The organism is Vibrio sp. Scap24 (assembly GCF_013394185.1).
In the GTDB taxonomy this organism is placed as follows: domain Bacteria; phylum Pseudomonadota; class Gammaproteobacteria; order Enterobacterales; family Vibrionaceae; genus Vibrio; species Vibrio pomeroyi.
This window is the reverse complement of record NZ_CP041332.1, coordinates 1,897,302-1,922,536: the sequence shown is the minus strand read 5'-3', so window position 1 is coordinate 1,922,536 and position 25,235 is coordinate 1,897,302. Positions and strand designations below refer to the sequence as shown.

Here is a 25,235-nt window from a genome sequence, read left to right as displayed (position 1 = left end):
ATCAAAACCAATAAACCAATGCCAAACGTGAAACCACCCAAGGGTGGAAAGAGGCTAAAGATATGAAAAACATACTGTTCCTAATCGGGTTAACAGTCGCGTTCTCGTGTTCTGCTCAAACTGTATATACCTGGGTTGATGAGGATGGCGTACTCCACTTTAGTGACACCCCGACGGATCAAAGCGCTAAGTCTCTTCGCCTACCAGACGTACAAGCATCAGCACCCGCCCCTAAATTTGAAGCCTCGACTCCCGTTGATGCTGCAACTTCAACAGCAACGCCCACTCAAGCTCAGCCACAAACCGAAACCAAACAACGCGAGGCTCCGGCTCAGTTAACGCTCACCATGCTGACACCCATTCATGATCAAACTATCCGTAGCAACCGCGGTTTAATCCCAATTCAAATCGAGCTTAACCGAAAACTCGGTATTGGAGAGCAGCTGCAATTGATGCTCGATGGCCGCCGTTACGGGGCTCCTCAAACCAAAGCTAACTGGGAATTAAAAGGTATCGATCGAGGTACTCACACCATTGCAATTCAAGCACATAGAAGCGGCAAGCTTATTGCATCTACTAGTCCAGTCACCGTGTATTTACATCGAGCGACGCTCAAGTAGGCCAATGTGTTAAAAGAGACTGAATTACCTCTACTTTTCACCTAATCGAAGCAGCTTTCAGCAACTCTAATGAATTATCTTTAGCTTCTGGTTGATATGCGCCATACTTGAACTTAGCTACGCACCAATTTGGTGCAGTGAGAAAAACACCAGTTCAAGGACGAAATAGTGAATCGATCAGCCAAAAGCGACAGCATAGATACACATCATCTTTCCAGCGCCATTCTCGACAATATGGTGACTTCGACATTGATGCTCGATGAGCAACTCTATGTGCGATACGCCAATCCGGCGGCTGAACAACTCTTTTCACAGAGTGCGCGACGCATTGTTGATCATCCACTGAGTCAGCTTATCCAACACGCCTCTCTTGATTTGGCATTGCTGACCCAACCGCTACAAAGTGGCCAAAGCATTACCGATAGCGATGTGACCTTCGTTGTTGATAACCGCCCTCTGATGCTTGAGGTGACGGTTAGCCCTATCTCTTGGCAACGTGAGACGCTGTTATTGGTTGAAATGCGCAAGATAGACCAGCAAAGAAGACTCAGCCAAGAACTTAACCAACACGCACAACAACAAGCGGCTAAGCTGTTGGTGCGTGGCTTGGCGCATGAAATCAAGAACCCGTTGGGTGGCTTAAGAGGGGCAGCACAACTGCTTGGAAAGATGCTCCCTGATCAGTCTCTGAATGAGTACACCCAGATCATTATTGAGCAAGCCGACCGCTTACGTGCTTTAGTCGATCGCCTACTTGGCCCGCAAAAGCCAGGAACCAAATCAGAAGAGAACCTTCACCAGATACTCGAAAAAGTAAGGCAGCTAGTTGAGCTCGAATCAGGTTCGACGCTCGCAATCGAACGAGATTACGATCCAAGCCTACCTGCGATTTTGATGGATTCTGCGCAAGTTGAACAAGCCATGCTCAATATCGTGAGTAATGCAGCGCAAATTCTAAAGACGCAAGAATCAGGGAAAATCACCATTCGCACCAGAACGGTGCACCAAGCAAACATTCATGGGCAGCGACACAAGCTCGCTGCTCGAATTGAGATCAGCGATAACGGCCCGGGCATCCCCGACGAATTAAAAGACACGCTTTTTTACCCAATGGTCAGCGGACGAGAGGGTGGCACAGGCTTAGGGTTATCGATATCTCAAAACTTGATCGATCAGCACAACGGAAAAATTGATGTTGAGAGCTGGCCAGGTAACACCACATTCACGATTTATTTGCCGATATAAGCGAAACGACACTTCTCGATGAGAAAGTGAGCTTCATGGCAACGAAGAATACGAACAATAAAAACAACAATGATTATCACAATAGATTTGGCTGCAAAGGAATTGAATTATGAGTAAGGGATACGTTTGGGTCGTCGATGACGACAGCTCTATCCGCTGGGTAGTAGAGAAAACACTTTCATCTGCGGATATAAAGTGTGAAACATTTGCTGATGCAGAGAGCGTGTTGCTTGCTCTTGAGCGCGAAACGCCAGACGTATTAGTGTCTGATATACGCATGCCTGGTATCGACGGGATTGAGCTGCTGCATCAAGTGCATCAACGCTCTCCCGATTTGCCAGTGATCATCATGACGGCACACTCCGACCTTGATGCTGCAGTAAATGCTTACCAAAAAGGTGCCTTCGAATACCTACCAAAGCCGTTTGATATCGATGAGACACTCACGCTAGTAGAGCGAGCGATCGCACACAGCCAAGAACAAAAGCGCGAACAAGCCAGCGAAGTCACTGAAGAGACCAACGCGCCTGAAATCATTGGCGAAGCACCGGCGATGCAGGAAGTTTTCCGAGCGATTGGTCGTTTGTCTCGCTCATCCATTTCCGTACTCATTAATGGTGAATCCGGTACAGGTAAAGAGTTAGTGGCTCATGCCTTACATCGCCACAGCCCAAGAGCAAAGAAGCCCTTTATCGCCCTCAACATGGCAGCTATTCCTAAAGACCTGATTGAATCAGAGCTATTTGGCCACGAGAAAGGTGCCTTTACCGGAGCCAATAGCGTTCGCCAAGGGCGCTTTGAACAAGCCAACGGCGGTACCCTATTTCTTGATGAGATCGGTGACATGCCACTCGATATTCAGACTCGCTTATTACGTGTGCTTTCTGATGGTCAGTTTTATCGTGTCGGTGGTCATTCTGCGGTTAAGGTTGACGTGCGTATCGTGGCGGCAACCCACCAAGATCTTGAACGATTGGTGCATGAAGGCGATTTCCGTGAGGATTTGTTCCACCGACTCAATGTAATCCGAATTCACATCCCTGCACTGCGCGAACGTAAACAAGACATTGAAAAGCTGACTCATCACTTCTTAGCGTCAGCCGCTGAAGAGCTCGGTGTTGAAGTGAAAACACTGCACCCTGAAACCATAATGAAGCTAAACCAGCTCAATTGGCCGGGTAACGTGCGTCAGCTTGAGAACATTTGTCGTTGGTTGACCGTAATGGCGAGTGGCAGTGAGATACTCCCTTCGGACTTACCACCAGAGCTGTTGGAAGAGAAAGTGGTGACCACTTCCGGTACTGGAGACAACTGGCAACAACTGCTTGCGAATTGGGCAAAATGTGCGCTTGATTCAGGAGAAAAGGAGCTGCTGACTTATGCTCTGCCAGAGTTTGAACGTATACTGCTAGAGGCTGCGCTCAACCATACTAATGGTCATAAACAGGATGCAGCGAAGGTTTTGGGATGGGGACGAAACACCCTAACTCGTAAGCTTAAAGAACTGTACTAGGCATTATATGACTCTCGATGCAGCTACTTTTTAACCAAAAAAGTGTCGCTTGGTTTGAATAGTGTCGGTACAATTACAGTACACTATTCACCAAAGTTGTAGCTAAAGATGTCTTTGAAAACCCAAATTACATTGAGAACCGCAGTGGTTCTGCCCTTCGTGATGATATTTCTGTTCACTATGGGCGTAATGGTTTTCACTCAAAAGCAAAGCTACAAAGAGATGGTGAGTGATATTAGTGCACGTCAGCTAGCATCACTCACTGACAACGTTCATCAAAGTCTTTCCGATTTTTTAGAAAAACCCTTTCACGCGAACCTCTCCCTCAGCCACAACATTGGTTACCACAAGCTCTATCAGCCCGGTAATCTCAGTAAGGTTCAAGATTACATCCTTTATAAGTTTTCCGACCATTTCACTGCCGTGCCGCAGTTGGATGTGATCGGCTTTGGTTCTGAAGATGGCAACTATGTCGGTTTTCGTAAAGAGGCCAACAACGGCTACACCTTAATGGTGCAAGATGAACGAACCCAAGATCAACTCGTCATCTACCGCGGTAGCAAGATTAGCGAAGACATTCGCTCGGTCATTTCCGGATACGATCCAAGAGTCCGCCCTTGGTACACACCGGTTGTTAATGAGAAAAAAGCAGTATGGTCGCCAATTTATGCCAATGCGGATGAGCGCCAAGAGATTACTCTTTCTGCCCTCGCTCCTATCTATTCCGACAACGAGTTTAAAGCGGTCATCGTCAGCGACATCAAGATCAACACCTTCAACGCATTCCTGAAGAACTTAAAAGACAAGACCGATGCTTCTGTCTATATCATCGATCAGCAACAACGCTTAGTCGCACACTCCGGTGGCGGCAGTGTGGTTTCATGGGGCACAGGTAAGACGCATAAAGGCCAACGCTTATTAGCCACAGAAAGTGCCAACCCAGTAATACGAGAGAGTGCCAATTACGTTGATCAACTGCACTTGATTGACGATATGGGCGTACAACGCTTCAGGTTCACATTGGATGGCGAGCAATACTTTAACCAAATAACACCTTATGAAGACAAACACGGTCTCACTTGGTTTATCGGTATGTCGATTCCAGAAAGTAATCTACTCGGTGAATTACCTGAAAACCAAAGAGACAGTTGGCTACTTGGACTCGCGCTTAGCTGCGTTGGGATTATCGCGGGATTAATCGCTTTCAATCGTGTGACCCAGCCCATCACCTCCACCGCAGATGCCGCAAAACGCCTTGCCAAAGGTGATTGGGACAGCAGTATGCCGAAGTCAGGCAATATCTACGAAACCAGTATGTTAGTAGAGGCCTTCAACGAAATGGCCAACAACCTGAAAGCGTCATTCCAACAATTACAGTCTCAATTGACCTATGACTCGTTGACCAAACTCTACAGCCGAGAAGGCTTTATCGGTGCAGCACAGAAAAATGCAGCAACCGAAAAAGGCACGCTGTACTTGGTTGGTATCGATCGCTTCCGAGACATTAATGACAGCCTAGGTCACTACAATGGCGACCAGCTGCTTATCATCTCTGCCGCTCGATTGAGAGGCACGCTACCATCAGATTACCTATTGGCACGCACGGGCGGTGATGAGTTCGCCATATACGCACCCAACGTCACCCAAGAGGAAGACGTTCAACTGCTTGCTAACCGCTTGGTTCAAACCTTTGCTTCGCCGTTTGCGATGGAATCTGAAAGTGTCGTGGTCAAGGTTTCGATTGGTGTTGTGCATGTATCCAACGATCAAGATATTACGTCGTGGCTTCGTAATAGCAGCATTGCATTAAGTAATGCCAAACAAGATAAAACACGCGTCAGCATCTATAGCCCAGAGATGGGCAACGCCTCTCGACACCGCACTAAGATGTTGGCTCGACTGAACAAAGCAATTGAGCTGCAGCAATTTGAACCCTTTTATCAGCCAATCATCGACCTCGAATCAGGCACCACGATAGGCGCTGAGGCTTTGGCTCGCTGGGTCACCGACGAAGGCATTATCTCACCACTGGAATTCATCCCACTGGCAGAAGAAACCGGACTTATCTACGATATTGGTAAGCAGATCTTGCACAAGTCTTGTCGAGATACGGCAATTGCGATTGAGTCAGGAAAATGGAGCGAAGATTTCTCGATTCACGTTAACTTATCTGTCGACCAGCTCAGTGAAAGAGGGTTTATTGGTTTAGTTAAAAACACGCTGAGTGATACCAAACTACCGGCCAAAAACCTTACGCTGGAAATCACTGAGTCACGCATCATAGATAATGACCCAACCATCATCGAAAACATGCTGACTCTCAAAGCATTGGGAATCTCAATTGCCATTGATGACTTTGGTACTGGATATTCGTCACTGGCCTACCTGCACAAACTGCCATTTGATTGCCTGAAGATTGATCGTAGCTTTGTCAGTAAGCTAGACAAAGAGAATCTAGACAGCTCGATTGTTGCAGCCATCGTCAACATTACCAAAGGCTTCAAGGTCAGCTTAGTCGCCGAAGGCGTTGAAACTCAGCAGCAAGCAGACCTACTTAAGCAGCTGCAATGCCCACAAGCACAAGGGTTCTTATACAGTCGTCCAGTACCTTTTGACCAATGGCCAACCGATCTAAGCAATGCTCAACAGAATGGTAAAATCAAACAGAATACCGAAGCCAAGAGAGCATCAGTTAAACCAAGCCGACAAGATCGAGTGAACAAACTATAGATACAAAAATGCCAGCATAATGCTGGCATTTTTTATGTCTCTATTTTTTATGTCTCTACTCTCAATCGAGCGATTAGATCACGCGAGAGAATTGCTGTTGGCGAGCCTTAGCGCGTAGGTATTTGTCAAAACACATACAGATGTTACGAATCAACAAACGACCACGCAGAGTCACGCGGATCTCTTTGTCGTCGACTTCAACCAACTCATCATTAATGAAGGTTTGTAGAAGCTCTAAGTCTTCCTTGAAGTAACGATTAAAGTTAACCGAGAACTCAGACTCGATCATGGTCTTATCAAGCTTAAAGTTACAGATAAGCTGCTTTATCACTTCGCGACGTAAAAGGTCATCACTATCAAGTGCCACACCTTTCCAAAGTGCGTGGCGCAGGTCATTGACCTGAGCGTAGTATTTCTTCAGCTCTTTTTGGTTTTGTGCGTAAGCATCACCCACCATAGAGATAGCAGAAACACCGAAACCAATTAGGTCCGCTTCGCCTTGGGTCGTGTAGCCTTGGAAGTTACGATGCAGGATGCCTTCACGCTGTGCAACCGCTAGCTCGTCTTCAGGTAGAGCGAAGTGGTCCATACCGATGAACTGGTAACCCGCCCCCGTTAGAGTCTCGATAGTATCTTGCAGGATAGCCATTTTCTCTTTTGCTTCCGGCAGGTCTTCATCTTTAATCTTACGCTGCGCCGCAAACAGTTGTGGCATGTGCGCGTAGTTAAATACCGATAGACGACCCGGCTTCATCTCAAGTACTTGCTTCAGTGTTTCAGCGAATAGCGCTTGAGTCTGCTTTGGCAGGCCGTAGATCAAATCTAGGTTAGTCGAACGGAAGCCTAGCTCTTTAGCACGTTGAACCATCGCAATGATGAACTCTTCATCTTGCTCACGGTTAACTAGCTTCTGCACTTCTTTATTGAAGTCTTGAACACCGATACTCAGGCGGTTAAAGCCTTCGTTACGTAGGTGATCGAGCACATCGAGCTCAATTTCACGAGGGTCTACTTCGATACTAATTTCAGCATCCGCAGTGAAGTTAAACTCATCACGCAGAATCATCATCAAACGAGTGATTTGAGTCTTGCTCAAGAAGGTTGGTGTGCCGCCACCGAAGTGCAGTTGAGTCACTTCGCGACCATTAAGCAGAGACGCACGTTGGCGGATTTCATGCTCAATCACATCTAGATACTCATCCGCTTTGTGCGAGTGACGAGTAATGACCTTGTTACAACCACAGTAGTAACAAAGCTTATGGCAGAACGGGATATGCACGTAAAGAGAGAGTGGACGCTCAGGGTATTGCGTACACGCCATGTCGTAATCAGCGACGGTAAACGCTTCATGAAACTCCAACGCAGTTGGGTATGAGGTGTAACGAGGTCCCGAATAGTTGTACTTGTTTAAGATCTCTTGATCCCAAACGATTTGCTGATTCGTTGTTACTGGCTTGCTCGACATAGCGGTACTTCCAATTTAGATCCGCGAGAACCTAAGGTCTCTCAAATCATTTTACATACATTAAAATATAGACGGGTTATTTTGCCACACGACTTGTAAGGTCGTTTCAAGACAAAATCTTTTTTTCAGATAAAAACTCAGAACTGCTAGCTTGATCACTAACAATGCACCGAAATACAGGGGTGCAAGAGGTAAGAAGGCTCATTCAGCACTCGGGATTAAAGATAATGAATCTTAAATACACCGTGTATTAAACGAGCCTCTATATTAATAGTCTTAGCGACTAGATCATCTGAATATTGATTTGATTGTTGAGAGGTTTAACCTTCTCCTGCAACCTTTTCAAATCTTCGATAACCGCATCGTTCAAGCGAGTCTCTGCCTTGTGGCGTGTGAGGTTCTGCTGCATGCGTTCTTTCTTCGTCAGTTCCTGTCTTTCCTCTCCGCGCGCCATATCTTTAACGATGTGGTACAGCTCAGAAAGAGCAGGATATTCAGAATCTAAATCGACACGCTCATCACCCTGAACGTTATCCATAATGATACACACTCGGATACTGATCTCAGGTAAATCACACTGCCCTTGAATGCCCGCTAAACACAAGGTATTTACGTTGTCGTAAATCGTCGCGTTACGTTTCTCAATGGCTAGTGCTTGATGCTGCTTTTGCAACTCCGTCTGCTTCTTCACTTGAAGTAGAAGGTAACCTGCGTAAGAGCCCAAGCCGAGAATGATAATTCCACCAGCAATTGCTAATAAGGTTACGTTCATTGGCTATTAACCTTTAAAGCTGTCTAAGTCGAAGTCTTCGAATTGAGATAGCAAGTCTTCGTCAGAGCTTGCTTTCTTCTTAGATGCAACTGGTGCTTCTTCGAAGATCTCTTCTTCGTCTTCTTCTGGCTCTAACAGACCTAAGCGGCCCATTAGGTGTTCGATACGATCAAGTTTCTCGTCAACGAACTTCTGTAGACCTGCACCTAGGTTTTCACCATTTTCAAGGCGATCTAGCAGCGTGTTCAGTTGAGCATCGTTCTCAAGCATCTCTAACTCTTGTTCGTTAGATAGCTTACGCTCTTGTTTCGTTGGCTTCTTCGCTGGTTCAATGATCAGCGGGATTTTTTTCTTGCTGCCTAAACGAGGGTCGCGAGCTTGTGCAGCTTTACGCTGTTTTGCTTCGCTACCATCTGAGTGACGGCTGCCAGATTTTAGGCCTTTGCGCTTTTTAACACGCTTACGTTCACGACCTTCAACATCAGATTCGCTACGGTTGCGAGTAACCATAGGTTCCGGAGCGCCAAGAGCTCCCGGCTTTCTTGATTTTTTACTACGAGCCATTACTGCACTTTCCTCAGTAAAATTACATCATTTCCAAAAAATTCTAGTTCGAGCTTATCCCGCTCTGCCAAAAACTGGAATGTTTGACGACTAAAGAAGACAACATGAGTCGGGTCATTCTTGTAGTGCCAACCAGCAAACGCATCTACGTCTATTACTAGCTTAGTCATAAGACCAATCCAGCCTCTGGGTTTAACTAAATTCAACCATTGCTGCCACACTTTATCTGGGTGATAAAGATGTTCAATCACCTCCGTGGCAGTCATAAAGTCGTACGTTTTTTCCAACACAGAAGTCTCTGGGTGGTAATAGATATCGTACAACTCCATGGTGTGTCCGGCTTCTTCTAACATGATAGATAGCGTAGGGCCTGGGCCACAACCAAAATCCAACCCGTGTGAGTTGGATGAAATTTTGTCTGTTAGTGGATCCGCGATGCGAGATAAAAAACGGCGATAGCCTGCATCACTAGGATCGTTCTCATGGAGATCATAGTGTGCTTTTTCTTCTTTTGCTTCTAACCTTTGTTCAGGTTTAACAAATACCAGTTCACATTGCTGACACTGCAGATAGGCTCTGCGTTTGTCTTCAAAATAGTGATTCACGCCTTGGTGATGGCATAAGGGACAAGTATACATAGCACATCCTTAAACAGGGATGCGAAACATACCAGAAACTGCGTTTATAGTGGAGAGGTATTGGGTGTTTTTTCATCAAATCAATAAAAAAAGCGATAGGAAAACCTATCGCTCTCTAAATCTGCCTATATCGGCCAAAATTTGCATACTCAACTTGGTACACAAATCTCCATTTGTTATTGGTGCTTTCCATGCCAAATTTGTTTGTTGTTCATCGTCCTGATGAGTTTTGGCTATCCTTTTCTAACACCTTGTTGCTGGGCTGTCCTAGCCTGATCCATTTCTGTCTATACCGTTAGACTAGATGATCATCCATATCTAAGTCAGCTCCTAGCTGATGGCGGTTACTTTACCGTGTTACAAAAAGACTACAATAGTGCGAGTTCACACTTTCGAACACAAATTGATCACACATAGATAAATCAGACATAAACAATTGATTCATAACTAGTGACAATCAAAAGAAAACCTGCCAAAAAGAAAAGCCCCGACCATAATTGATCGGGGCGTCTCTTCAATCTCGCTCGAACGTACATTTCTTCACTCTGGCTAAGAGCAAGAAACCGACAAATTAGTGTAGACCACCAACGTACTTCGATAAGGTATCAATTTCTGCGTCTGTTAACTTTTTAGCTACATCACGCATCATCGCATTCATGTCGTTATTACGGTTACCATCGCGGAATTTTTCAAGTTGAGCCTTGATGTAATCTGCGTGTTGACCAGAAATCTTAGGGAAACCAGAAAGTTCGGTACCGTTACCACGTGGGCCGTGACAAGCAATACATGCCGTTAGGCCGCGTTCTGCGTTACCCGCCGTGTAAAGAACCTTACCTTCATCTACTACATTTTCAGGAGTAGAGTTACTAGAGATAGGTAGAGATGCGTAGTATGCCGCTAGGTCAGCCATATCTTCTTCAGATAAAGGCATCGCCATTGCACCCATTACAGGTTCGTAACGACCTTGCTTACCACCACTTGTCATACCTAGCTTAAGCTCTTTTAACTGCTTCTCTAGGTACTTCTCATGTTGACCAGCCAGCTTAGGGTACTGAGTGATCAGACTGTTGCCGTCAGCACCGTGGCAGGCAACACATGTTTGTGATTTGGCTTTACCAGCTTCAATACTACCTTGAGCCCATACTGAGCAGCTGGCTAAAAGACTCAAAATTAGCGCTAATTTCTTCATGACATTCCATTATAATTATCAAGCTTCCAGTACCACTCTATGTTGCCACTCATGGTACAATAGGCGACCTTATGCCGAGCACGGTTATTTTACACAAATTCACAAAAAAGTAATCAATCGACTACACAAAGTCGAGATGGAGTTAACAGTGAGCGTAAAAATTCATTATCAAAACACGCATTTCATTACCAGTGCACCTGATATTCGTCATTTACCAGAAGACGAAGGGATCGAAATTGCGTTTGCAGGACGCTCCAATGCTGGTAAATCTAGCGCGTTAAATCGCGTTACCAACCAAAAAAGCTTGGCGAAAACCAGTAAGACACCAGGTCGAACTCAGCTAATTAACTTATTTAAGGTGACAGACGGTTGTCATATCGTCGATTTGCCTGGATATGGCTTCGCTCAAGTACCACTTGAGATGAAGAAAAAATGGCAGAAGTCGCTAGGTGAATACCTACAACGACGTGAAAGCCTGAAAGGTTTAGTGGTATTGATGGATATCCGTCACCCAATGAAAGACCTTGACCAACAAATGATCTACTGGGCTATCGATAGCCGCATCCCAGTACAGGTTTTGTTAACAAAAGCAGACAAACTGAAAAGCGGTGCGCGTAAAGCACAGCTACTGAAAATCCGTAACGATGCAAAATCTTTCGGTGGTGATGTAGCGGTTGATGTCTTCTCTTCTATGAAAGGCATCGGTGTTGACCAACTGCGTGCCAAGATGGATGAGTGGTTCGCGCCAGCACTTGCAGACCAGCTTATCGATGAGCTAGCAGACGAAGAACACAACGATTCAGAGTAGTCTCTATATAGAGGGACTAGCTCACGACGGTCAAGTGATCGCACCTTATCAATACCCTGCCTTATATAGGTGGGGTATTTTTTTGGTTCATCGCGGATTAGCGGGAACTAAAAACAAAAACGGTAGTAAGTGATATGGTTTAGTCGCCAAACAAAAATCATACACAAACTACCGTTTTCATGCCGAATCATACTTTCCTATCTTCATTCTGGGAAGGCTTTAAAATAGTAAAGTCTCACCAGACAGCATCACTTATTACACTGACTCTTAAACCTAACTCTGAGGCTAAATGCCTTTGCGGTCTTGAAGCCGAGGCTATCCATGAGTATCAATGGCGTCATGTGAAAGAGGCGATGTTGTTCAGTGTTCCTGTTGAACTTTCCGTTCAAACTCGAAGGATTAAGTGTCGTGACTGCGGCATAAAAACAGAGTTTCTATCTTGGTTGGAGCCTTATGCTCGTATAACGAAGCGCCTAAAAAGCTATATAGAACAACTACTGCCTCTTCTTCCAATTAAGCATATCTCCCAGTTAACGAGCGTTCATTGGCACACCATTAAAGAGATAGATAAACGTCGACTTCGCCAAGTTGTACCTTCGGTGAAATGGGAGGAGTTAACACAACTCGTCATGGACGAGTTCGCCATCTTTAAAGGGCACCGATATGCCACAGTCATCGCTGATGCTAAGACTCACCAAGTCATTTGGATAGGGTTAGGCCGTGGCCGCAAGGACATACGACCGTTCTTCGAGCAGTTAGGCAAGCATGGCAACAATATCGAAGCGGTCGCGATGGACATGAATACGGCTTTTGACCTTGAAGTTCAAGCGTACTGCCCGAACGCAAAAATCGTTTACGACTTATTCCATGTTGTTGCTAAGTTCGGTCGTGAGGTGATGGATAGAGTCAGAGTCGACCAAGCCAACAAACTCAAGCAAGATAAAAAAACGAGGCAATGGGTCAAGCGCTCACGCTGGGTATTGTTGAAAAATAGAAGCAACTTAAATCCACGGCAAGATAGCTACCTTACCGAAATATTGAACATCAATAAGGACTTAATGACCACTTATATACTCGGCTCACAACTCAAAGAGCTTTGGTATTGTGAATCAGAAGCACATGCTAAGGGGCTCTGGGAGGTATGGTGGGCACAAGTGCAAGAAAGTGGAATTAAGCCATTGAAAGAGTTCGCACGAAAACTGAGGCCTTATCTTCACGGTATTATTGCATCGGCAAGTTATCCGCTCAACACCTGCACATTAGAAGGGATAAACAACAAAATAAAGTTAATCAAGCGAATGGGGTATGGGTATCGAGATACAGACTACTTCTTCTTGAAGATAAAAGCGGCTTTCCCCGGAAAGCCGCGATGAACCATTTTTTTATCTATAAATTAGCGGGTTAAACTCAAAAACTAAGGATAAAAAACGAGATAAACCCATTATAAGCAACAGAAGTGGACCATACTAAAAAACAGACTTTGATAAACAGAATATAGAGAAAGGAATACTCATGTGGAAAACACTCTTGGCCGTAATGGCAATGATGCTGATACCTGTTACAGGCCACGCCTCTGACGCAGAACCCACGGAAGCACCACTGATCAACGTCGATATGACCTTAGACCTCGACGGTATGGAAAAGTACGCTCAGGAAGCAAGCGAGTCACTCGAAGTGATATCACAATCTTTGCAAGCCATCGTCAATAATCCTAACCTCAGCGATGAACAACAACTGGCGCTTAATCAAACGGTTGAAAGCATCAACAAGCTTGCAGACACAACCAAGACCTCGCTCAATCAACTGCCACAAGCCTTAGATCAATCACGCGTCGCCTTTAAACAGACAAGCCAAACGCTGCTCGACGATATCCAAACCAAAGTCATCATCGCGCTGGTTGCCGTTGTCGGTGTGATTATTATCGCCCTGACCGCTATTTACCTGCTAATCCTCAAACCCATGCAACAAACCTTGGTTAAAGCGACTAACAATATCTCCTCTATGGCTCAATCTATCCAAGTCACTGCCGAAGCACTGAAATACAGCACCGAGAAGCAGCAAGAAATCATGGACTACATTGAGCATTCACCGACTCAATGCTCTGATAAATAAGGCGTGATCCATCAATCCTTTATCGGCAACTTGTAAAATAAAAGTTATTTCAAATGATAAAACAATCAATTTAAGTGTGGATTTAAATTACCAATTGCTGATCAAATTCCAGATTTAGGAAAAATTGGCGGTTAGCTAGAGCGTGAAAAAAAGAGTAATACAAGGCACTAAAAAGAAGCGGATTTACAGGGGAATAGTAGGTTGGAAATATTTTTCTTTCGCACAAGAAAAAACGCCCCAGTCAAATGCTGACTGGGGCGGCTGAATCAGCCTAATCCAATAACGTGAAACAAAAGGTCTGAAAGATAGAACATCTTACCTCTGTACCCTACGAGATTTAATGTACAACAATTGCTCAGAAATGAAAACAACTTTTGTAGTTTTTTTTCATGAATGTTTTATTAAAACACCTAAACCCTTTTCACGATTCAACTTTATTCGAGATAAAAAAAAGCCAGTGTTTGTGCACTGGCTCATACTAATTTGCTTAATAAGGTCAAAAACTGATTAGTGGGCTTGATCCCAGTTGTCACCGTGGCCAGCTTCCGCCACAAGTGGTACTTCTAGCTCTGCAGCTGATTCCATCAATTCTTGTACTTTACTTTCAATTTCGGTTAAAGATGACTCTTCCACTTCAAACACCAATTCATCGTGTACTTGCATCAATAACTTAACTCGACCATCGCCTTCCGCTTGGATCCATTCATCAACCAATAGCATCGCTTTCTTAATGATGTCTGCCGCTGTACCTTGCATTGGCGCGTTGATCGCCGCACGCTCAGCTGCTTTACGACGCATGCCATTACGAGATTGAATTTCAGGAAGGTGCAAACGACGACCGTAGATGGTTTCAACGAAGCCCTGTTCTGAAGCAGCACTGCGTGTGTCTTCCATGTACTGCATTACACCAGGGTAGCGCTCGAAGTAAGTATCCATGTAGTGCTGTGCTTCGCCACGAGGAATACCTAGCTGCTTAGCCAAACCAAAGGCACTCATGCCGTAGATAAGACCGAAGTTAACAGCCTTAGCACGACGACGTTGTTCTGTCGTTACATCCTCAATATTAACGCCGATGATCTCAGCCGCCGTTGCTGCGTGGATATCTTTGCCTTGTTGGAATGCTTCCAGAAGCGCTTTGTCACCCGATAGGTGCGCCATGATACGCAATTCAATTTGAGAGTAATCGACCGCTAGAATCTTCCAACCATGCTGTGCAACGAATGCTTGGCGGATACGACGACCTTCATCATTACGAATTGGGATGTTCTGTAGGTTTGGATCTGTAGAAGACAAACGACCCGTCGCCGTCACCGCTTGATGGTAAGACGTATGAACACGACCAGTTTCAGCGTTGATCATCTTCGGCAGCTTATCTGTGTAAGTTGATTTCAGCTTCGCAAGGCCACGATACTCAATGATCAGCTTAGGTAGCGGGTAATCAAGCGCGAGTTCTTGTAGCACTTCTTCATTGGTTGAAGGTGCACCTGATGGCGTTTTCTTAATAACAGGCAAGCCCATCTTTTCAAAAAGGATCGCTTGCAGCTGTTTTGGTGAGTTCATGTTGAACTCTTGCTCTGCAATCTCGTAAGCTTTCTGTTCTAGCTCATCAAGACGAACGGCAATCTCTTGCGATTGAGCGCCTAGCAACATGTCGTCGATGAATACGCCAGTGCGTTCAATACGAGACATCACTGGAATCAGTGGTACTTCGATCTCTTCATAAATCGCTTTTAGCTTTTCATCTTGCTCGATGTTTTCCATTAAACGGTTATGAAGACGTAGAGTTACGTCCGCATCTTCTGCAGCGTATGGAGACGCCTCACCTAACTCAATCTGGTTGAAAGTAAGCTGCTTCTTACCTTTACCTGCGATCTGCTCGAATGAGATACAGCTGTGCTGTAGGAAGCGCAGCGCTAGGCTATCCATATCATGCTTGCCGCCAACACTATTGAAGACGTAAGACGCTAGCATGGTGTCGTGCTTGATGCCTTTCATCTCGACACCGTAGCGCGCTAAAACGCTCATATCGTATTTCAGGTTTTGACCGACTTTAGCTTGTGCGTCATCTTCAAGAATCGGCTTAAGCTGCTCAAGTACCCAATCACGATCAAGTTGTTGAGGAGCATCTAGGTAGTCATGAGCAACCGGTACGTAAGCGGCAACGCCTTCTTCGGTTGCGAATGATAGGCCAACAAGATTAGCCACCATGTAGTCCAAGCTGTCTGTTTCAGTATCAAAGGCAAACACCTCTGACGCTTTCAGTTTTTCTAGCCACGCATTAAAAGAGGCTTCATCTAAGATGGTTTCGTAGTTGCTGCGATCAATCGTCACTGCAGAGGTATTCATTTCTACCGTAGAAGTAGTTGATGCTGTGCTGCTACGTACTGCACCCGACTTCTCATCCGCCTCAACTACACCGCTGCCGCCTTCAAGTAGCTCGTTCAACCAAGATTTGAAGACCAGTTGACCGTATAGCTTAATCAGCTCATCGGTGTTTGGTTGTGCTTTTACAAGCGACTCAGGTGTCTCTTCAAGCTCGACGTCGAGTTTGATCGTTGCAAGCTCGTAAGACATCTCAGCGTTGTCTTTATTATCAATCAGCTTCTTAGCCATAGTCTTTGAACCACGGAAACCAAGCGCCGCGATATCATCGAGGTTTTGGTACAGCTTTTCGATGCTACCAATACCTTGCAGTAACGCTGTCGCAGTCTTATCACCAACGCCCGGAACTCCTGGGATGTTATCGACTTTATCACCCATCAATGCAAGGTAGTCGATGATAAGCTCTGGTGGGATACCAAACTTCTCAATAACGCCTTCGCGATCCATCACCACGTTAGTCATGGTGTTGATCAGGGTAACGTTGTCATCAACCAGTTGCGCCATATCTTTATCACCAGTACTGATAAGCACAGGCATGCCAATAGCAGAAGCTTGAGAAGCAAGCGTACCAATCACGTCATCCGCTTCAACGCCGGGAATAGAGATAAGCGGTAAGCCCATCGCACGAATCACATTGTGCAAAGGTTCGATCTGGCAACGAAGATCGTCAGGCATTGGTGGACGGTTTGCTTTGTACTCTGGGTACATGTCATCACGGAACGTCTTTCCTTTCGCATCAAAAATAACCGCAATACGATCAGAAGCAAATTGACGCATCATGCTACGCAGCATGTTAACTACACCGTAAACGGCGTTCGTTGGGATATCACCATTGCTCATTGTGCCAGGGTAAGCATGGAACGCGCGATATAGGTAAGAAGAGCCATCGATCAGAATCAATGGATTATCAGGAATACGAGCCATAATATTTGTGTATCCAGTAAGTACAGAAATTATCTGTTAAGAATGCCACGTCTGTTGGTTGGATTCCACGTTGTCGATCCGTATCCGTTCACTCGGTTGTGTTCGTTATAATCAATTTGTTGTTATTTTTTGTTCTTAGACACAAGCGTTCTGTGGATAACTCTGTTTATATTATTTATCCACCCTGTTGAGAACTAAGGTAAACCAAGCAAAAAACACAAATAAACAACTGAAAATAAAGAATAAAATTACAGATCGAACATATGATCAACGATCTTTTTTCGATCTTGCATTGTGGAAAAGAATGCTGATGGCGTTTTATTCATAAAAATACGTGCCACTAAATATGCATCTTGTTGAAATAGAGATATAAAAAAAGCGACACCCGAAGATGTCGCCTAGCAAAAACCGGTAAAGCCATTCAAATTGAATACCACAGCTTTACCTAAAAGCTATAAATTACACTGGAAGCAATGTGAGCAATGTCGTGTCAAAAAGAACTTAGTACAAGTTCGCGAGAATTCTGTTGGGTAACCAAGTTGATACTTGAGTACTTAACATCCTTGTGAACATTTCCTCATTCCCTAAGACAGGTTTAATAATAATGATTCTCATTTAATAGTCAACCAGTAAATGATAATAAATCTCATTTAATTTCATTTTCATGTTTTATCTCGCTACTAAAAACGATTCACAGTACTGATAATTGCTTCACAAAATGGATTCTATTTTCATTAATATCTTCTTTTTCTTCCAGTTTTTCGATTTGATAACCGTTTCTCAATAGCAGGCGTAACATCGCGGGGAACTGGTTACGAGATTTTACTTTTAGCTGCTTATAACCTTGTTGTTGTGCCCACAGTTCCTGAACATCTAACTGAGACTGTGCGACCCCTTTGTTTCTTGCGAGCGGTGACACCCCACCAAACCAACTGTAAAAAGTCTGCTGATCCAATTCATAGCCGATCTTAAAGCCAAGCAGCACTCCTGCCTCTTCTGCTACTAAGATCAGGTTCTTCTTGCCTGATAATCGCTCTGAAAGAGAAGCCACACTCTCTTTTTTAGCAAACTCAGAGATCTGCTCCACAACTGAAACCACTTCTTCCAGTGAGCCTTCACGTACGATGACTGACATCTTATTTCATCCTCATAAACGAAAGGGCTGGCACAATGGCCAACCCTTTTGGTGATCAGTTAAGCAACGCTAGATCGTTACTTTGCTTTTAGGTGCTCTGCTGCTTGTGCGTTGTCTTCTGCAAGCCACTCAGCCACATCTTTAGCGAAGTAAGTCAGAATGCCATCGGCACCTGCACGCTTAAAGCACAGCAGTGATTCCATAACGGTGTCGCGCTCTTTCAGCCAACCGTTTTGAATTGCTGCTTTGTGCATCGCGTATTCACCTGACACTTGGTAAGCAAATGTCGGCGCTTGCAGTTCATGTTTCACACGGCGCACGATGTCTAGGTAAGGCATGCCTGGCTTCACCATCACCATGTCTGCACCTTCATTAAGATCCATCGCCACTTCGTGAATTGCTTCATCGCTGTTTGCTGGATCCATCTGGTAGTTCTTCTTGTTACCACCTTTCAGGTTCGAAGCACTGCCGACGGCATCACGGAATGGACCGTAGTAGCACGATGCGTATTTCGCTGAGTAAGCCATGATTTGGGTATGAATATGACCCGCTTCTTCTAGCGCTTCACGGATTTTACCAATACGACCGTCCATCATATCCGATGGTGCAACCACATCAGCGCCCGCTTCAGCATGAGACAAAGCCTGCTTGATCAGGACTTCAGTGGTCTCATCATTCATCACGTAGCCATCTTCATCGATGATGCCGTCTTGGCCGTGAGTGGTGAACGGGTCTAGTGCGACATCAGTGATAACACCAATGTTTGGCACATGTTCTTTTAATGAGCGTACTGCTCGCTGAACCAAACCTTCAGAGTTATGGGCCTCAGCTGCACATAAGCTTTTAGCATCTTGGTTCACGACTGGAAATAGAGCAATCGCAGGAACACCCAGTTTAGATAGGTAATCCGCTTCCTCAAGCATAAGGTCGATCGACAGGCGTTCAACACCCGGCATTGACTCTACAGGCTCGCGGCGGTCTTTACCCATCAGGATAAACATTGGGTAGATTAGATCATCCACAGACAATTGATTTTCTGCCATTAGGCGACGGCTAAAGTCGTGCTTACGCATACGGCGCATACGGCGACCTGGGAATTGACCTTGAATTGAAACAGACACTAGATTCTCCTTGCCTAGTCTAAGCACCGAAATACTTAGATATGAAAAGTGCTAAATACAGGCAAAAGCATATCACTGATGGCTCAGGACGCTAGCAGTAAAATATAAAACCCACTCAAAAACAGGGAGAAATGGCAAAAAATGACCTTCTCCTCACACTGCCGTATACTCATGACAACTCAGTAAAGACCGCTTTCAGGACAAAACAATGATCGACACCCATGCTCATATTTATGCGAGTGAATTTGATGAAGACCGCGAGCAAGTTGTAGAGCGCGCACTGGCTCAAGGGATTGATACTATTCTATTGCCGAACATCGACTTAGAATCTATCGAGCCAATGCTAGCGACAGAAGCTCAGTTTCCGGATGTGTGCCGTTCAATGATGGGCTTACACCCTTGTTATGTGGATGGAAATATTGAAGAAACACTAAAGACCATTCGTGCTTGGTTCGACAAGCATAACTTCATCGCCGTGGGTGAGATTGGTATCGACCTGTACTGGGATAAAACTTTCAAGGCCGAACAAGAGATGGCGTTCGTGACTCAGCTACAGTGGGCAAAAGAGCTCGATCTACCTGTGGTGATCCACACGCGCGACTCCATTGAAGAGACACTTGAGCTACTGAAACAAGAGCAAGATGGCAGCTTACGTGGCGTATTCCACTGTTTTGGCAGCAGCTTAGAAGAAGCTCAAGCGATCAACGCTCTAGGATTCCACCTCGGATTAGGTGGTGTTTCGACCTTTAAGAATTCAGGGATGGATAAGGTGACCCCACATCTGGATATGAACTACGTCATCCTAGAAACAGATTGCCCCTACTTGGCACCGACGCCAAATCGCGGCAAACGCAATGAGCCAGCTTACACAGAATTAGTGGCAAAACGCATTGCCGAACTGCGCGGAATTACCCTAGAAGAAGTCGAAAACATAACCACAACAAATGCTAAGTCATTGTTTAATTTGTGATAAATCTATTAATAAGATAATTTTATGAATTTATAGCCGATTTATTTGTTAAAGCAAAGTGATGTGTATACTATCAACCACCTGCATATGGAGGTAGTTGATTATGTGTGACCATTCACAACACTTACAACGTCAGCATCGAACCCTATGGCATAAACTTTTGGGCATTAAAGAGCTCTATATATGTCAGAACTGTGGCTATCAGTTAAAGATTCGATAAACGGACATAATAAAAAAGCGGCCCTAGGCCGCTTTTTTATTATGTGATTTTTGCTTGAGAACACGCTCGAACAGTTCTCAAAGAATCTTGCGAATCAAGACTCGGCTTCTTCTTCGTCAGCATCTGGCTTACGCACATAGAAGCGCGCAAAGAACAGACCAATCTCAAACAGAATACACATTGGAATCGCCAACAGTGTTTGTGAGATCATATCTGGTGGTGTCAGCATCATACCGATGATGAAAGCACCCACGACAATGTAAGGACGCTTTTCAGATAAAGCCTTCGGCGTCGTCGCCCCAGTCCAACACAACAAGATAATCGCGACAGGCACTTCAAAAGCAATACCGAACGCAAAGAACAACGCGAGTACAAAATCGAGATAGCTCGATATGTCTGTTGCGAACTCTACCTGCCCCAAAGAGATAGCCGTGAAAAAGCTAAATACCAGCGGGAATACCACGAAGTAAGCAAACGCTACACCACAGTAAAACAGCAAAGAACTTGATGCCAAAAGTGGCATGATCAAGCGCTTCTCATGCTTGTATAAGCCCGGAGCAACAAACGCCCACACCTGATACAAAATAAACGGCACCGCGACAAAAATAGACGCGATTAAGGTTAATTTCAGTGGTGTGAAAAATGGCGATGCAACATCCGTTGCGATCATCGTCGCCCCTTCAGGTAGACGATCTACTAAAGGTGCTGATACGAATTCATAAATATCATTAGCAAAATAAATTAGCCCGATAAACACAACCAGAACCGCGACAATCGCGCGCAATAGGCGATTACGTAGTTCCAGAAGATGGCTAATTAAAGGCTGTGTCTGCTCAGTCGAAGACATGTCAAACCTCTTAAACAGGAAGATCGAAAAGGAGCCGCGCACCTATCTATCCAGTTGGATTGGTATCCACTTGAATAGTTATTTACTTAAATAGCTGTCTATTTAAGTATCTAGCTACTTAGGTATCAGACGACTCCTCCTTGCGAGACTATTCGGCTTTCTTATCTGACGGTGCTGAAGCTTCGCTGCTAGTCTGAATGGCTTCAGGCTCAGCAGTTTCCGTGACACTAGGTTTAGTCTCACTTGGCTTATCAGACTCAGGCTTAGCATACGGACGTTGAACCTCAGCAGCGGCCTGCTTAAGTTCATCGACTGACGCCTTAAGGTCTGGAGATAAATCTTCCATACCCATTTGTTCCGCCTTACGTAGGTTTTCTTGTAGCTCTTGCACCTTAAGCTCGTGAGAAAGTTCATCTTTCACACTGTTTGCCATACTTTTCGCCGCACCCACAAACTTGGATACACTGCGAATCGCAACAGGCAAACGCTCAGGTCCTAAAACCACTAACCCAACGACAGATATTAATACCAGTTCCCAAAAACCGATATCAAACACGATTTACGCCTGCTCTTTGTCTTTCTTTGTTTCAGCAGTCGCTTCTGTCTTCTGCTGTTCAATATTCTTTGGTTCAAAGTCTGCATCTTTCTTATCTGCAGGCTTGTCTTCATCGCTCATCGCTTTTTTGAAGCCTTTAACCGCTGAACCTAAGTCACCACCCATGCCGCGCAGTTTCTTTGTTCCGAATAGCAAAATTACAATTACAGCAATGATTAGAAGTTGCCAAATACTGATACCACCCATTGTCATTGTCCTCGGGTCTGTCTACACATAAAAAAATATTAAGAGAGTCTACTGTCTAACGACGGTAAGCTCGCCAACTAAGCAACCAAAATGTGACACCTGCGATGCCACAGCCCATAGATAGCTGCTCATAAGGGCTTGAAACTAATATTGCGGAGCATACGACTAAAGTGGCTCCAACACCAAACAAAAACTTTCCAGTTGCTTGTTGGCGCTTACTATCTCTATAGCCTTGATAGAGCTGATCCATTCTGTGGTTCATCGCTTTACCTTGGCGTAAGCTGTCATAAAGTAGCTCCGGCAGCTCTGGCAGTTTTTCTGCCCAGAATGGTGCGCGCTCTTTTACTGCGTTGATCACAGCTTGCGGCCCCACCTGATTCATCATCCAGGTTTCAAGGAAAGGCTTAGCCGTTGCCCACAAATCAAGCTGCGGATACAACTGGCGACCTAGGCCTTCCACATACAACAAGGTCTTCTGTAGAAGCACCAACTGAGGCTGAACCTCCATGTTGAAACGTCTTGCTGTATTAAATAAGTTTAGCAACACATGGCCAAATGAGATCTCGCCAAGTGGTTTTGCAAAAATTGGTTCACACACCATGCGAATCGCGAACTCAAAGTCGTTGACGTTGGTGTCGTGTGGTACCCATCCAGAATCAACGTGCAGCTCGGCGACTTTACGATAATCTCGATTGAAGAAAGCCAGCAGGTTCTCTGCTAAATAACGCTTATCTTCGCTGTTGAGTGTGCCGACAATGCCACAATCCAAACCAATCCACTGCGGGTTATCTGGATTTTCTGGGTTAACGAATACGTTGCCAGGGTGCATGTCTGCATGGAAAAAGCTATCACGGAACACTTGGGTGAAGAATACCGTTACACCACGTTCAGCGAGCAATTTCATGTTAGTGCCGTTGGCGTTTAGCGTCTCAATATCCGAAACCTGAATACCATAGATTCGCTCCGACACCATCAAGGTTTCACTGCTTAAATCAGGGATAACCTCTGGAACATACAGCTCTTCACTGCCTTCAAAATTACGTCTAAGTTGAATCGCATTGGCCGCCTCACGGCGCAGGTCTAGTTCATCCAGTAAGGTTTTCTCGTACTCATGAACCACCTCAACAGGTTTCAAACGACGTGCTTCAGGAAGCGACTTAGCGACTATACGCGCCATTCGGTGCATCAGTTTTAGATCTGCATCAATCACCGGGCGAATATCAGGGCGAATTACCTTGAGAACAATCTCACGGCCGCTCTCTCTGAGTTTCGCAGTATGCACCTGAGCGATAGAAGCTGAAGCTAGAGGCTCGATATCAAAGTCGGTAAACCAGTTATCTAAGCTGCCACCGAGCGCCTTTTCCATATCTTGCTTAGCCAGTTCACCATCAAATGGTGCAACTTGGTCTTGTAGCAGAGCAAGCTGATCAGCGATATGAGGAGGGAACAGATCGCGACGTGTCGACATCATCTGTCCGAACTTGATCCACACAGGGCCAAGTTCTTGCAGCGCGAGACGTAAGCGATGGCCCAACTCTTTATCTTGATGCTTGTTTCTAAGCCAAAACAGAGACTTTCGCGCCAATAAAGGGGCCTTGGTCAATTGGTGCTCTGGCATCAATTCATCAAGGCCATATTCCAACTGTACCTTGATAATATGATAAAGACGTTTCAGTTCTGTTGGGGTCATGCTTTCTCCAACAGAGCGTTCAACTTAGCTTCAAGGCGTGCTGCTGAGCTTTTTACGTCATCAACTTGATCGCAAAAATGCGCAACTTCTAATGGTGCTGGAGCAATTTTCCACTCTTCAGTTAATACCTGAGCGAGGTGGTTTTGATGCTTAGTCGCTTGCTTAGTCACAAGGCCGCCCACATTCTTAACGCCTTGTACCAAGGTATGCGCAACCACATCACCCGTCACACGCGACAACCACTCTTCCAAGTCAGGCTTGCAGTCTGTCATCAGTTGAGCGAATTTCTGAGCCAGCTGAATATCCCCCTCTAAGATCAGCTTATCTTGCTTGATCAGCTTGGTAATGTTCGATTGCTCACGCAGTTCAGGTAACACCGATAGGTTCAAAGATAGGTAGCAGTCAGGCTGCCCTTCGTATTCTGACAACACATCAATCTGTTGGCTGAAAACGAAAGTGAGTGTTTTATTCAACTCTTTCAAATTGACTTGAATGATCTGCCCCTTTAAACGAGACAAACGACGAACCAGTGCTGGATCATCGTTCACAAAAGTATTTAAAGAGGTTTCAATAACCGCGGTTACCAATGGATCAAATGGCATGACTGTCCTTACCTTTGAAAACGGATAAGCCTTAACCTATCCGTTCTATCTTTATTCTTATTGTTTAGCACACTCAACGAGCTTGCTACCAAGCTCGACTAGAACTTGTAACCGCGGTGCAGCGCAACAATGCCGCCCGTTAGGTTGAAGTATTTTGTATTTTCAAAACCCGCTTCTTGCATCATGCCTTCCAAAGTCTCTTGATTTGGGTGCATACGAATAGATTCTGCAAGGTAACGGTAACTGTCTGCGTCGTTAGCAATCAGCTCACCCATTTTTGGCAGCAGGTGGAAAGAGTATGCGTCGTAAACCTTTGATAGTGGCTCAAGCACTGGCTTAGAAAACTCAAGAACCAACAGACGACCACCAGGCTTAAGCACACGGTACATTGAACGCAGCGCTTGGTCTTTATCGGTTACGTTACGCAGACAGAAGCTGATCGTAATGCAATCGAAGTAGTTATCTGGGAAAGGTAGCTCTTCAGCGTTCGCTTGTACGTAGTGTACGTTGCCAACAATGCCGCTATCACGCAGCTTATCACGGCCAACATTCAGCATTGAGTTGTTGATATCAGCAAGAACCACGTGGCCTTTTTCACCAACAATACGCGAGAATTTCGCAGTAAGGTCGCCAGTACCACCACCAAGATCTAGGATACGCTGACCAGGGCGAACGCCACTGCAATCAATCGTGAATCGCTTCCACAAGCGGTGAACACCACCCGACATTAAGTCATTCATGATGTCGTATTTAGCGGCTACAGAGTGAAATACCTCTGCTACTTTCGCGACTTTTTCGTCTTTCGCGACTGTTTCGAAACCAAAGTGTGTGGTTTCTGACTCTACTGCTGAATTTGTCTGCACGCTTGTGTCCATAATGCTGTTAT

General features: G+C 45.2%; 22 protein-coding genes. 8 read left to right on the top strand and 14 right to left on the bottom strand.

The genetic code is table 11. The annotated features are described in order from the left end of the window. The first annotated feature begins 62 nt into the window (after window positions 1-62). The 4 genes from FLM53_RS08460 to FLM53_RS08445 all read left to right on the top strand — a co-directional run bounded on the left by FLM53_RS08460 (window position 63) and on the right by FLM53_RS08445 (window position 6,108). Window positions 63-620, top strand: a complete 558-nt coding sequence (locus FLM53_RS08460; protein ID WP_176680690.1) for a DUF4124 domain-containing protein — start codon at window positions 63-65, stop codon at window positions 618-620. 168 nt (window positions 621-788) lie between these two features. Then, window positions 789-1,865 carry a nitrogen regulation protein NR(II) gene (gene glnL, locus FLM53_RS08455; RefSeq protein ID WP_017095622.1) on the top strand — a complete coding sequence of 359 codons (1,077 nt, stop codon included), beginning with the start codon at window positions 789-791 and terminating at the stop codon, window positions 1,863-1,865. Between the two features lie 109 nt (window positions 1,866-1,974). Continuing rightward, complete coding sequence (gene glnG, locus FLM53_RS08450; protein WP_017631965.1) at window positions 1,975-3,378, top strand: nitrogen regulation protein NR(I); 1,404 nt, start codon at window positions 1,975-1,977, stop codon at window positions 3,376-3,378. Between the two features lie 108 nt (window positions 3,379-3,486). Beyond that, window positions 3,487-6,108 (top strand): EAL domain-containing protein, encoded by a 2,622-nt coding sequence (locus FLM53_RS08445; protein WP_176680689.1) that lies wholly within the window; start codon window positions 3,487-3,489, stop codon window positions 6,106-6,108. A 73-nt stretch (window positions 6,109-6,181) separates the two neighbouring features. Here FLM53_RS08445 and hemN read toward each other — a convergent pair whose 3' ends face one another. The 5 genes from hemN to FLM53_RS08420 form a co-directional block, all read right to left on the bottom strand. After that, window positions 6,182-7,573 (bottom strand): oxygen-independent coproporphyrinogen III oxidase, encoded by a 1,392-nt coding sequence (gene hemN, locus FLM53_RS08440; RefSeq protein ID WP_176680688.1) that lies wholly within the window; start codon window positions 7,571-7,573, stop codon window positions 6,182-6,184. A gap of 283 nt (window positions 7,574-7,856) precedes the next feature. Beyond that, window positions 7,857-8,345: a DUF2489 domain-containing protein gene (locus FLM53_RS08435; protein WP_017631968.1), complete on the bottom strand. Its 489-nt coding sequence runs from the start codon at window positions 8,343-8,345 to the stop codon at window positions 7,857-7,859. Window positions 8,346-8,351: 6 nt separating this feature from the next. Continuing rightward, window positions 8,352-8,909: a Der GTPase-activating protein YihI gene (gene yihI / locus FLM53_RS08430; RefSeq protein ID WP_176680687.1), complete on the bottom strand. Its 558-nt coding sequence runs from the start codon at window positions 8,907-8,909 to the stop codon at window positions 8,352-8,354. Beyond that, a complete protein-coding gene (locus tag FLM53_RS08425; protein ID WP_176680686.1) occupies window positions 8,909-9,547 on the bottom strand; it encodes a class I SAM-dependent methyltransferase in 639 nt (212 codons plus the stop codon). The genes yihI and FLM53_RS08425 overlap by 1 nt, the downstream gene beginning before the upstream one ends. Before the next feature lie 571 nt (window positions 9,548-10,118). Beyond that, window positions 10,119-10,736 carry a cytochrome c gene (locus FLM53_RS08420; RefSeq protein ID WP_017631971.1) on the bottom strand — a complete coding sequence of 206 codons (618 nt, stop codon included), beginning with the start codon at window positions 10,734-10,736 and terminating at the stop codon, window positions 10,119-10,121. 148 nt (window positions 10,737-10,884) lie between these two features. On the opposite strand from FLM53_RS08420, the gene yihA reads away from it, so the two are divergent. From yihA to FLM53_RS08405, 3 genes are all read left to right on the top strand, one after another. Next, window positions 10,885-11,544: a ribosome biogenesis GTP-binding protein YihA/YsxC gene (yihA, locus tag FLM53_RS08415; protein WP_017631972.1), complete on the top strand. Its 660-nt coding sequence runs from the start codon at window positions 10,885-10,887 to the stop codon at window positions 11,542-11,544. A gap of 179 nt (window positions 11,545-11,723) precedes the next feature. Beyond that, entirely contained in the window at window positions 11,724-12,917 is a 1,194-nt protein-coding gene (locus FLM53_RS08410; protein WP_176680685.1) for an ISL3 family transposase, read from the top strand. A gap of 139 nt (window positions 12,918-13,056) precedes the next feature. Then, window positions 13,057-13,656, top strand: coding sequence for a GTP-binding protein (locus tag FLM53_RS08405; RefSeq protein WP_176680684.1), 600 nt, complete (start codon window positions 13,057-13,059; stop codon window positions 13,654-13,656). A 507-nt stretch (window positions 13,657-14,163) separates the two neighbouring features. Here the strand turns inward: FLM53_RS08405 and polA are convergent. The 3 genes from polA to hemB form a co-directional block, all read right to left on the bottom strand. Continuing rightward, window positions 14,164-16,962, bottom strand: coding sequence for a DNA polymerase I (gene polA, locus FLM53_RS08400; protein WP_176680683.1), 2,799 nt, complete (start codon window positions 16,960-16,962; stop codon window positions 14,164-14,166). Between the two features lie 691 nt (window positions 16,963-17,653). Next, window positions 17,654-18,097 (bottom strand): GNAT family N-acetyltransferase, encoded by a 444-nt coding sequence (locus FLM53_RS08395; RefSeq protein WP_176680682.1) that lies wholly within the window; start codon window positions 18,095-18,097, stop codon window positions 17,654-17,656. A gap of 77 nt (window positions 18,098-18,174) precedes the next feature. After that, on the bottom strand, window positions 18,175-19,218 hold the full coding sequence (gene hemB / locus FLM53_RS08390) for a porphobilinogen synthase (protein WP_176680681.1): 1,044 nt from the start codon (window positions 19,216-19,218) through the stop codon (window positions 18,175-18,177). A 208-nt stretch (window positions 19,219-19,426) separates the two neighbouring features. Between hemB and FLM53_RS08385 the strand changes: the two genes are divergently transcribed. Next, entirely contained in the window at window positions 19,427-20,188 is a 762-nt protein-coding gene (locus FLM53_RS08385; RefSeq protein ID WP_176680680.1) for a TatD family hydrolase, read from the top strand. 314 nt (window positions 20,189-20,502) lie between these two features. Here FLM53_RS08385 and tatC read toward each other — a convergent pair whose 3' ends face one another. The 6 genes from tatC to ubiE all read right to left on the bottom strand — a co-directional run bounded on the left by tatC (window position 20,503) and on the right by ubiE (window position 25,227). Continuing rightward, window positions 20,503-21,255 carry a twin-arginine translocase subunit TatC gene (tatC, locus tag FLM53_RS08380; RefSeq protein ID WP_017631975.1) on the bottom strand — a complete coding sequence of 251 codons (753 nt, stop codon included), beginning with the start codon at window positions 21,253-21,255 and terminating at the stop codon, window positions 20,503-20,505. A gap of 148 nt (window positions 21,256-21,403) precedes the next feature. Next, window positions 21,404-21,811, bottom strand: coding sequence for a Sec-independent protein translocase protein TatB (tatB, locus tag FLM53_RS08375; protein ID WP_176680679.1), 408 nt, complete (start codon window positions 21,809-21,811; stop codon window positions 21,404-21,406). 3 nt (window positions 21,812-21,814) lie between these two features. Next, window positions 21,815-22,057, bottom strand: coding sequence for a Sec-independent protein translocase subunit TatA (gene tatA / locus FLM53_RS08370; RefSeq protein ID WP_017631977.1), 243 nt, complete (start codon window positions 22,055-22,057; stop codon window positions 21,815-21,817). 55 nt (window positions 22,058-22,112) lie between these two features. Beyond that, entirely contained in the window at window positions 22,113-23,747 is a 1,635-nt protein-coding gene (ubiB, locus tag FLM53_RS08365) for a ubiquinone biosynthesis regulatory protein kinase UbiB (RefSeq protein WP_176680678.1), read from the bottom strand. After that, complete coding sequence (locus FLM53_RS08360; protein WP_176680677.1) at window positions 23,744-24,349, bottom strand: SCP2 domain-containing protein; 606 nt, start codon at window positions 24,347-24,349, stop codon at window positions 23,744-23,746. Before FLM53_RS08360 ends, ubiB begins: the two co-directional genes overlap by 4 nt. Before the next feature lie 98 nt (window positions 24,350-24,447). After that, complete coding sequence (gene ubiE / locus FLM53_RS08355; protein ID WP_026012235.1) at window positions 24,448-25,227, bottom strand: bifunctional demethylmenaquinone methyltransferase/2-methoxy-6-polyprenyl-1,4-benzoquinol methylase UbiE; 780 nt, start codon at window positions 25,225-25,227, stop codon at window positions 24,448-24,450. Window positions 25,228-25,235 lie beyond the last annotated feature (8 nt).

Bases quoted from the DNA above. Each gene is read 5' to 3' on its own strand.
- FLM53_RS08360 (WP_176680677.1), bottom strand. From the start codon at position 24,349: ATGCCATTTGATCCATTGGTAACCGCGGTTATTGAAACCTCTTTAAAT.
- FLM53_RS08405 (WP_176680684.1), top strand. From the start codon at position 13,057: ATGTGGAAAACACTCTTGGCCGTAATGGCAATGATGCTGATACCTGTT.
- FLM53_RS08445 (WP_176680689.1), top strand. From the start codon at position 3,487: ATGTCTTTGAAAACCCAAATTACATTGAGAACCGCAGTGGTTCTGCCC.
- FLM53_RS08460 (WP_176680690.1), top strand. From the start codon at position 63: ATGAAAAACATACTGTTCCTAATCGGGTTAACAGTCGCGTTCTCGTGT.
- tatC (WP_017631975.1), bottom strand. From the start codon at position 21,255: ATGTCTTCGACTGAGCAGACACAGCCTTTAATTAGCCATCTTCTGGAA.
- ubiB (WP_176680678.1), bottom strand. From the start codon at position 23,747: ATGACCCCAACAGAACTGAAACGTCTTTATCATATTATCAAGGTACAG.
- FLM53_RS08425 (WP_176680686.1), bottom strand. From the start codon at position 9,547: ATGTATACTTGTCCCTTATGCCATCACCAAGGCGTGAATCACTATTTT.
- FLM53_RS08410 (WP_176680685.1), top strand. From the start codon at position 11,724: ATGCCGAATCATACTTTCCTATCTTCATTCTGGGAAGGCTTTAAAATA.
- yihI (WP_176680687.1), bottom strand. From the start codon at position 8,909: ATGGCTCGTAGTAAAAAATCAAGAAAGCCGGGAGCTCTTGGCGCTCCG.
- FLM53_RS08420 (WP_017631971.1), bottom strand. From the start codon at position 10,736: ATGAAGAAATTAGCGCTAATTTTGAGTCTTTTAGCCAGCTGCTCAGTA.
- glnG (WP_017631965.1), top strand. From the start codon at position 1,975: ATGAGTAAGGGATACGTTTGGGTCGTCGATGACGACAGCTCTATCCGC.
- FLM53_RS08395 (WP_176680682.1), bottom strand. From the start codon at position 18,097: ATGTCAGTCATCGTACGTGAAGGCTCACTGGAAGAAGTGGTTTCAGTT.
- hemN (WP_176680688.1), bottom strand. From the start codon at position 7,573: ATGTCGAGCAAGCCAGTAACAACGAATCAGCAAATCGTTTGGGATCAA.
- tatA (WP_017631977.1), bottom strand. From the start codon at position 22,057: ATGGGTGGTATCAGTATTTGGCAACTTCTAATCATTGCTGTAATTGTA.
- FLM53_RS08385 (WP_176680680.1), top strand. From the start codon at position 19,427: ATGATCGACACCCATGCTCATATTTATGCGAGTGAATTTGATGAAGAC.
- FLM53_RS08435 (WP_017631968.1), bottom strand. From the start codon at position 8,345: ATGAACGTAACCTTATTAGCAATTGCTGGTGGAATTATCATTCTCGGC.
- polA (WP_176680683.1), bottom strand. From the start codon at position 16,962: ATGGCTCGTATTCCTGATAATCCATTGATTCTGATCGATGGCTCTTCT.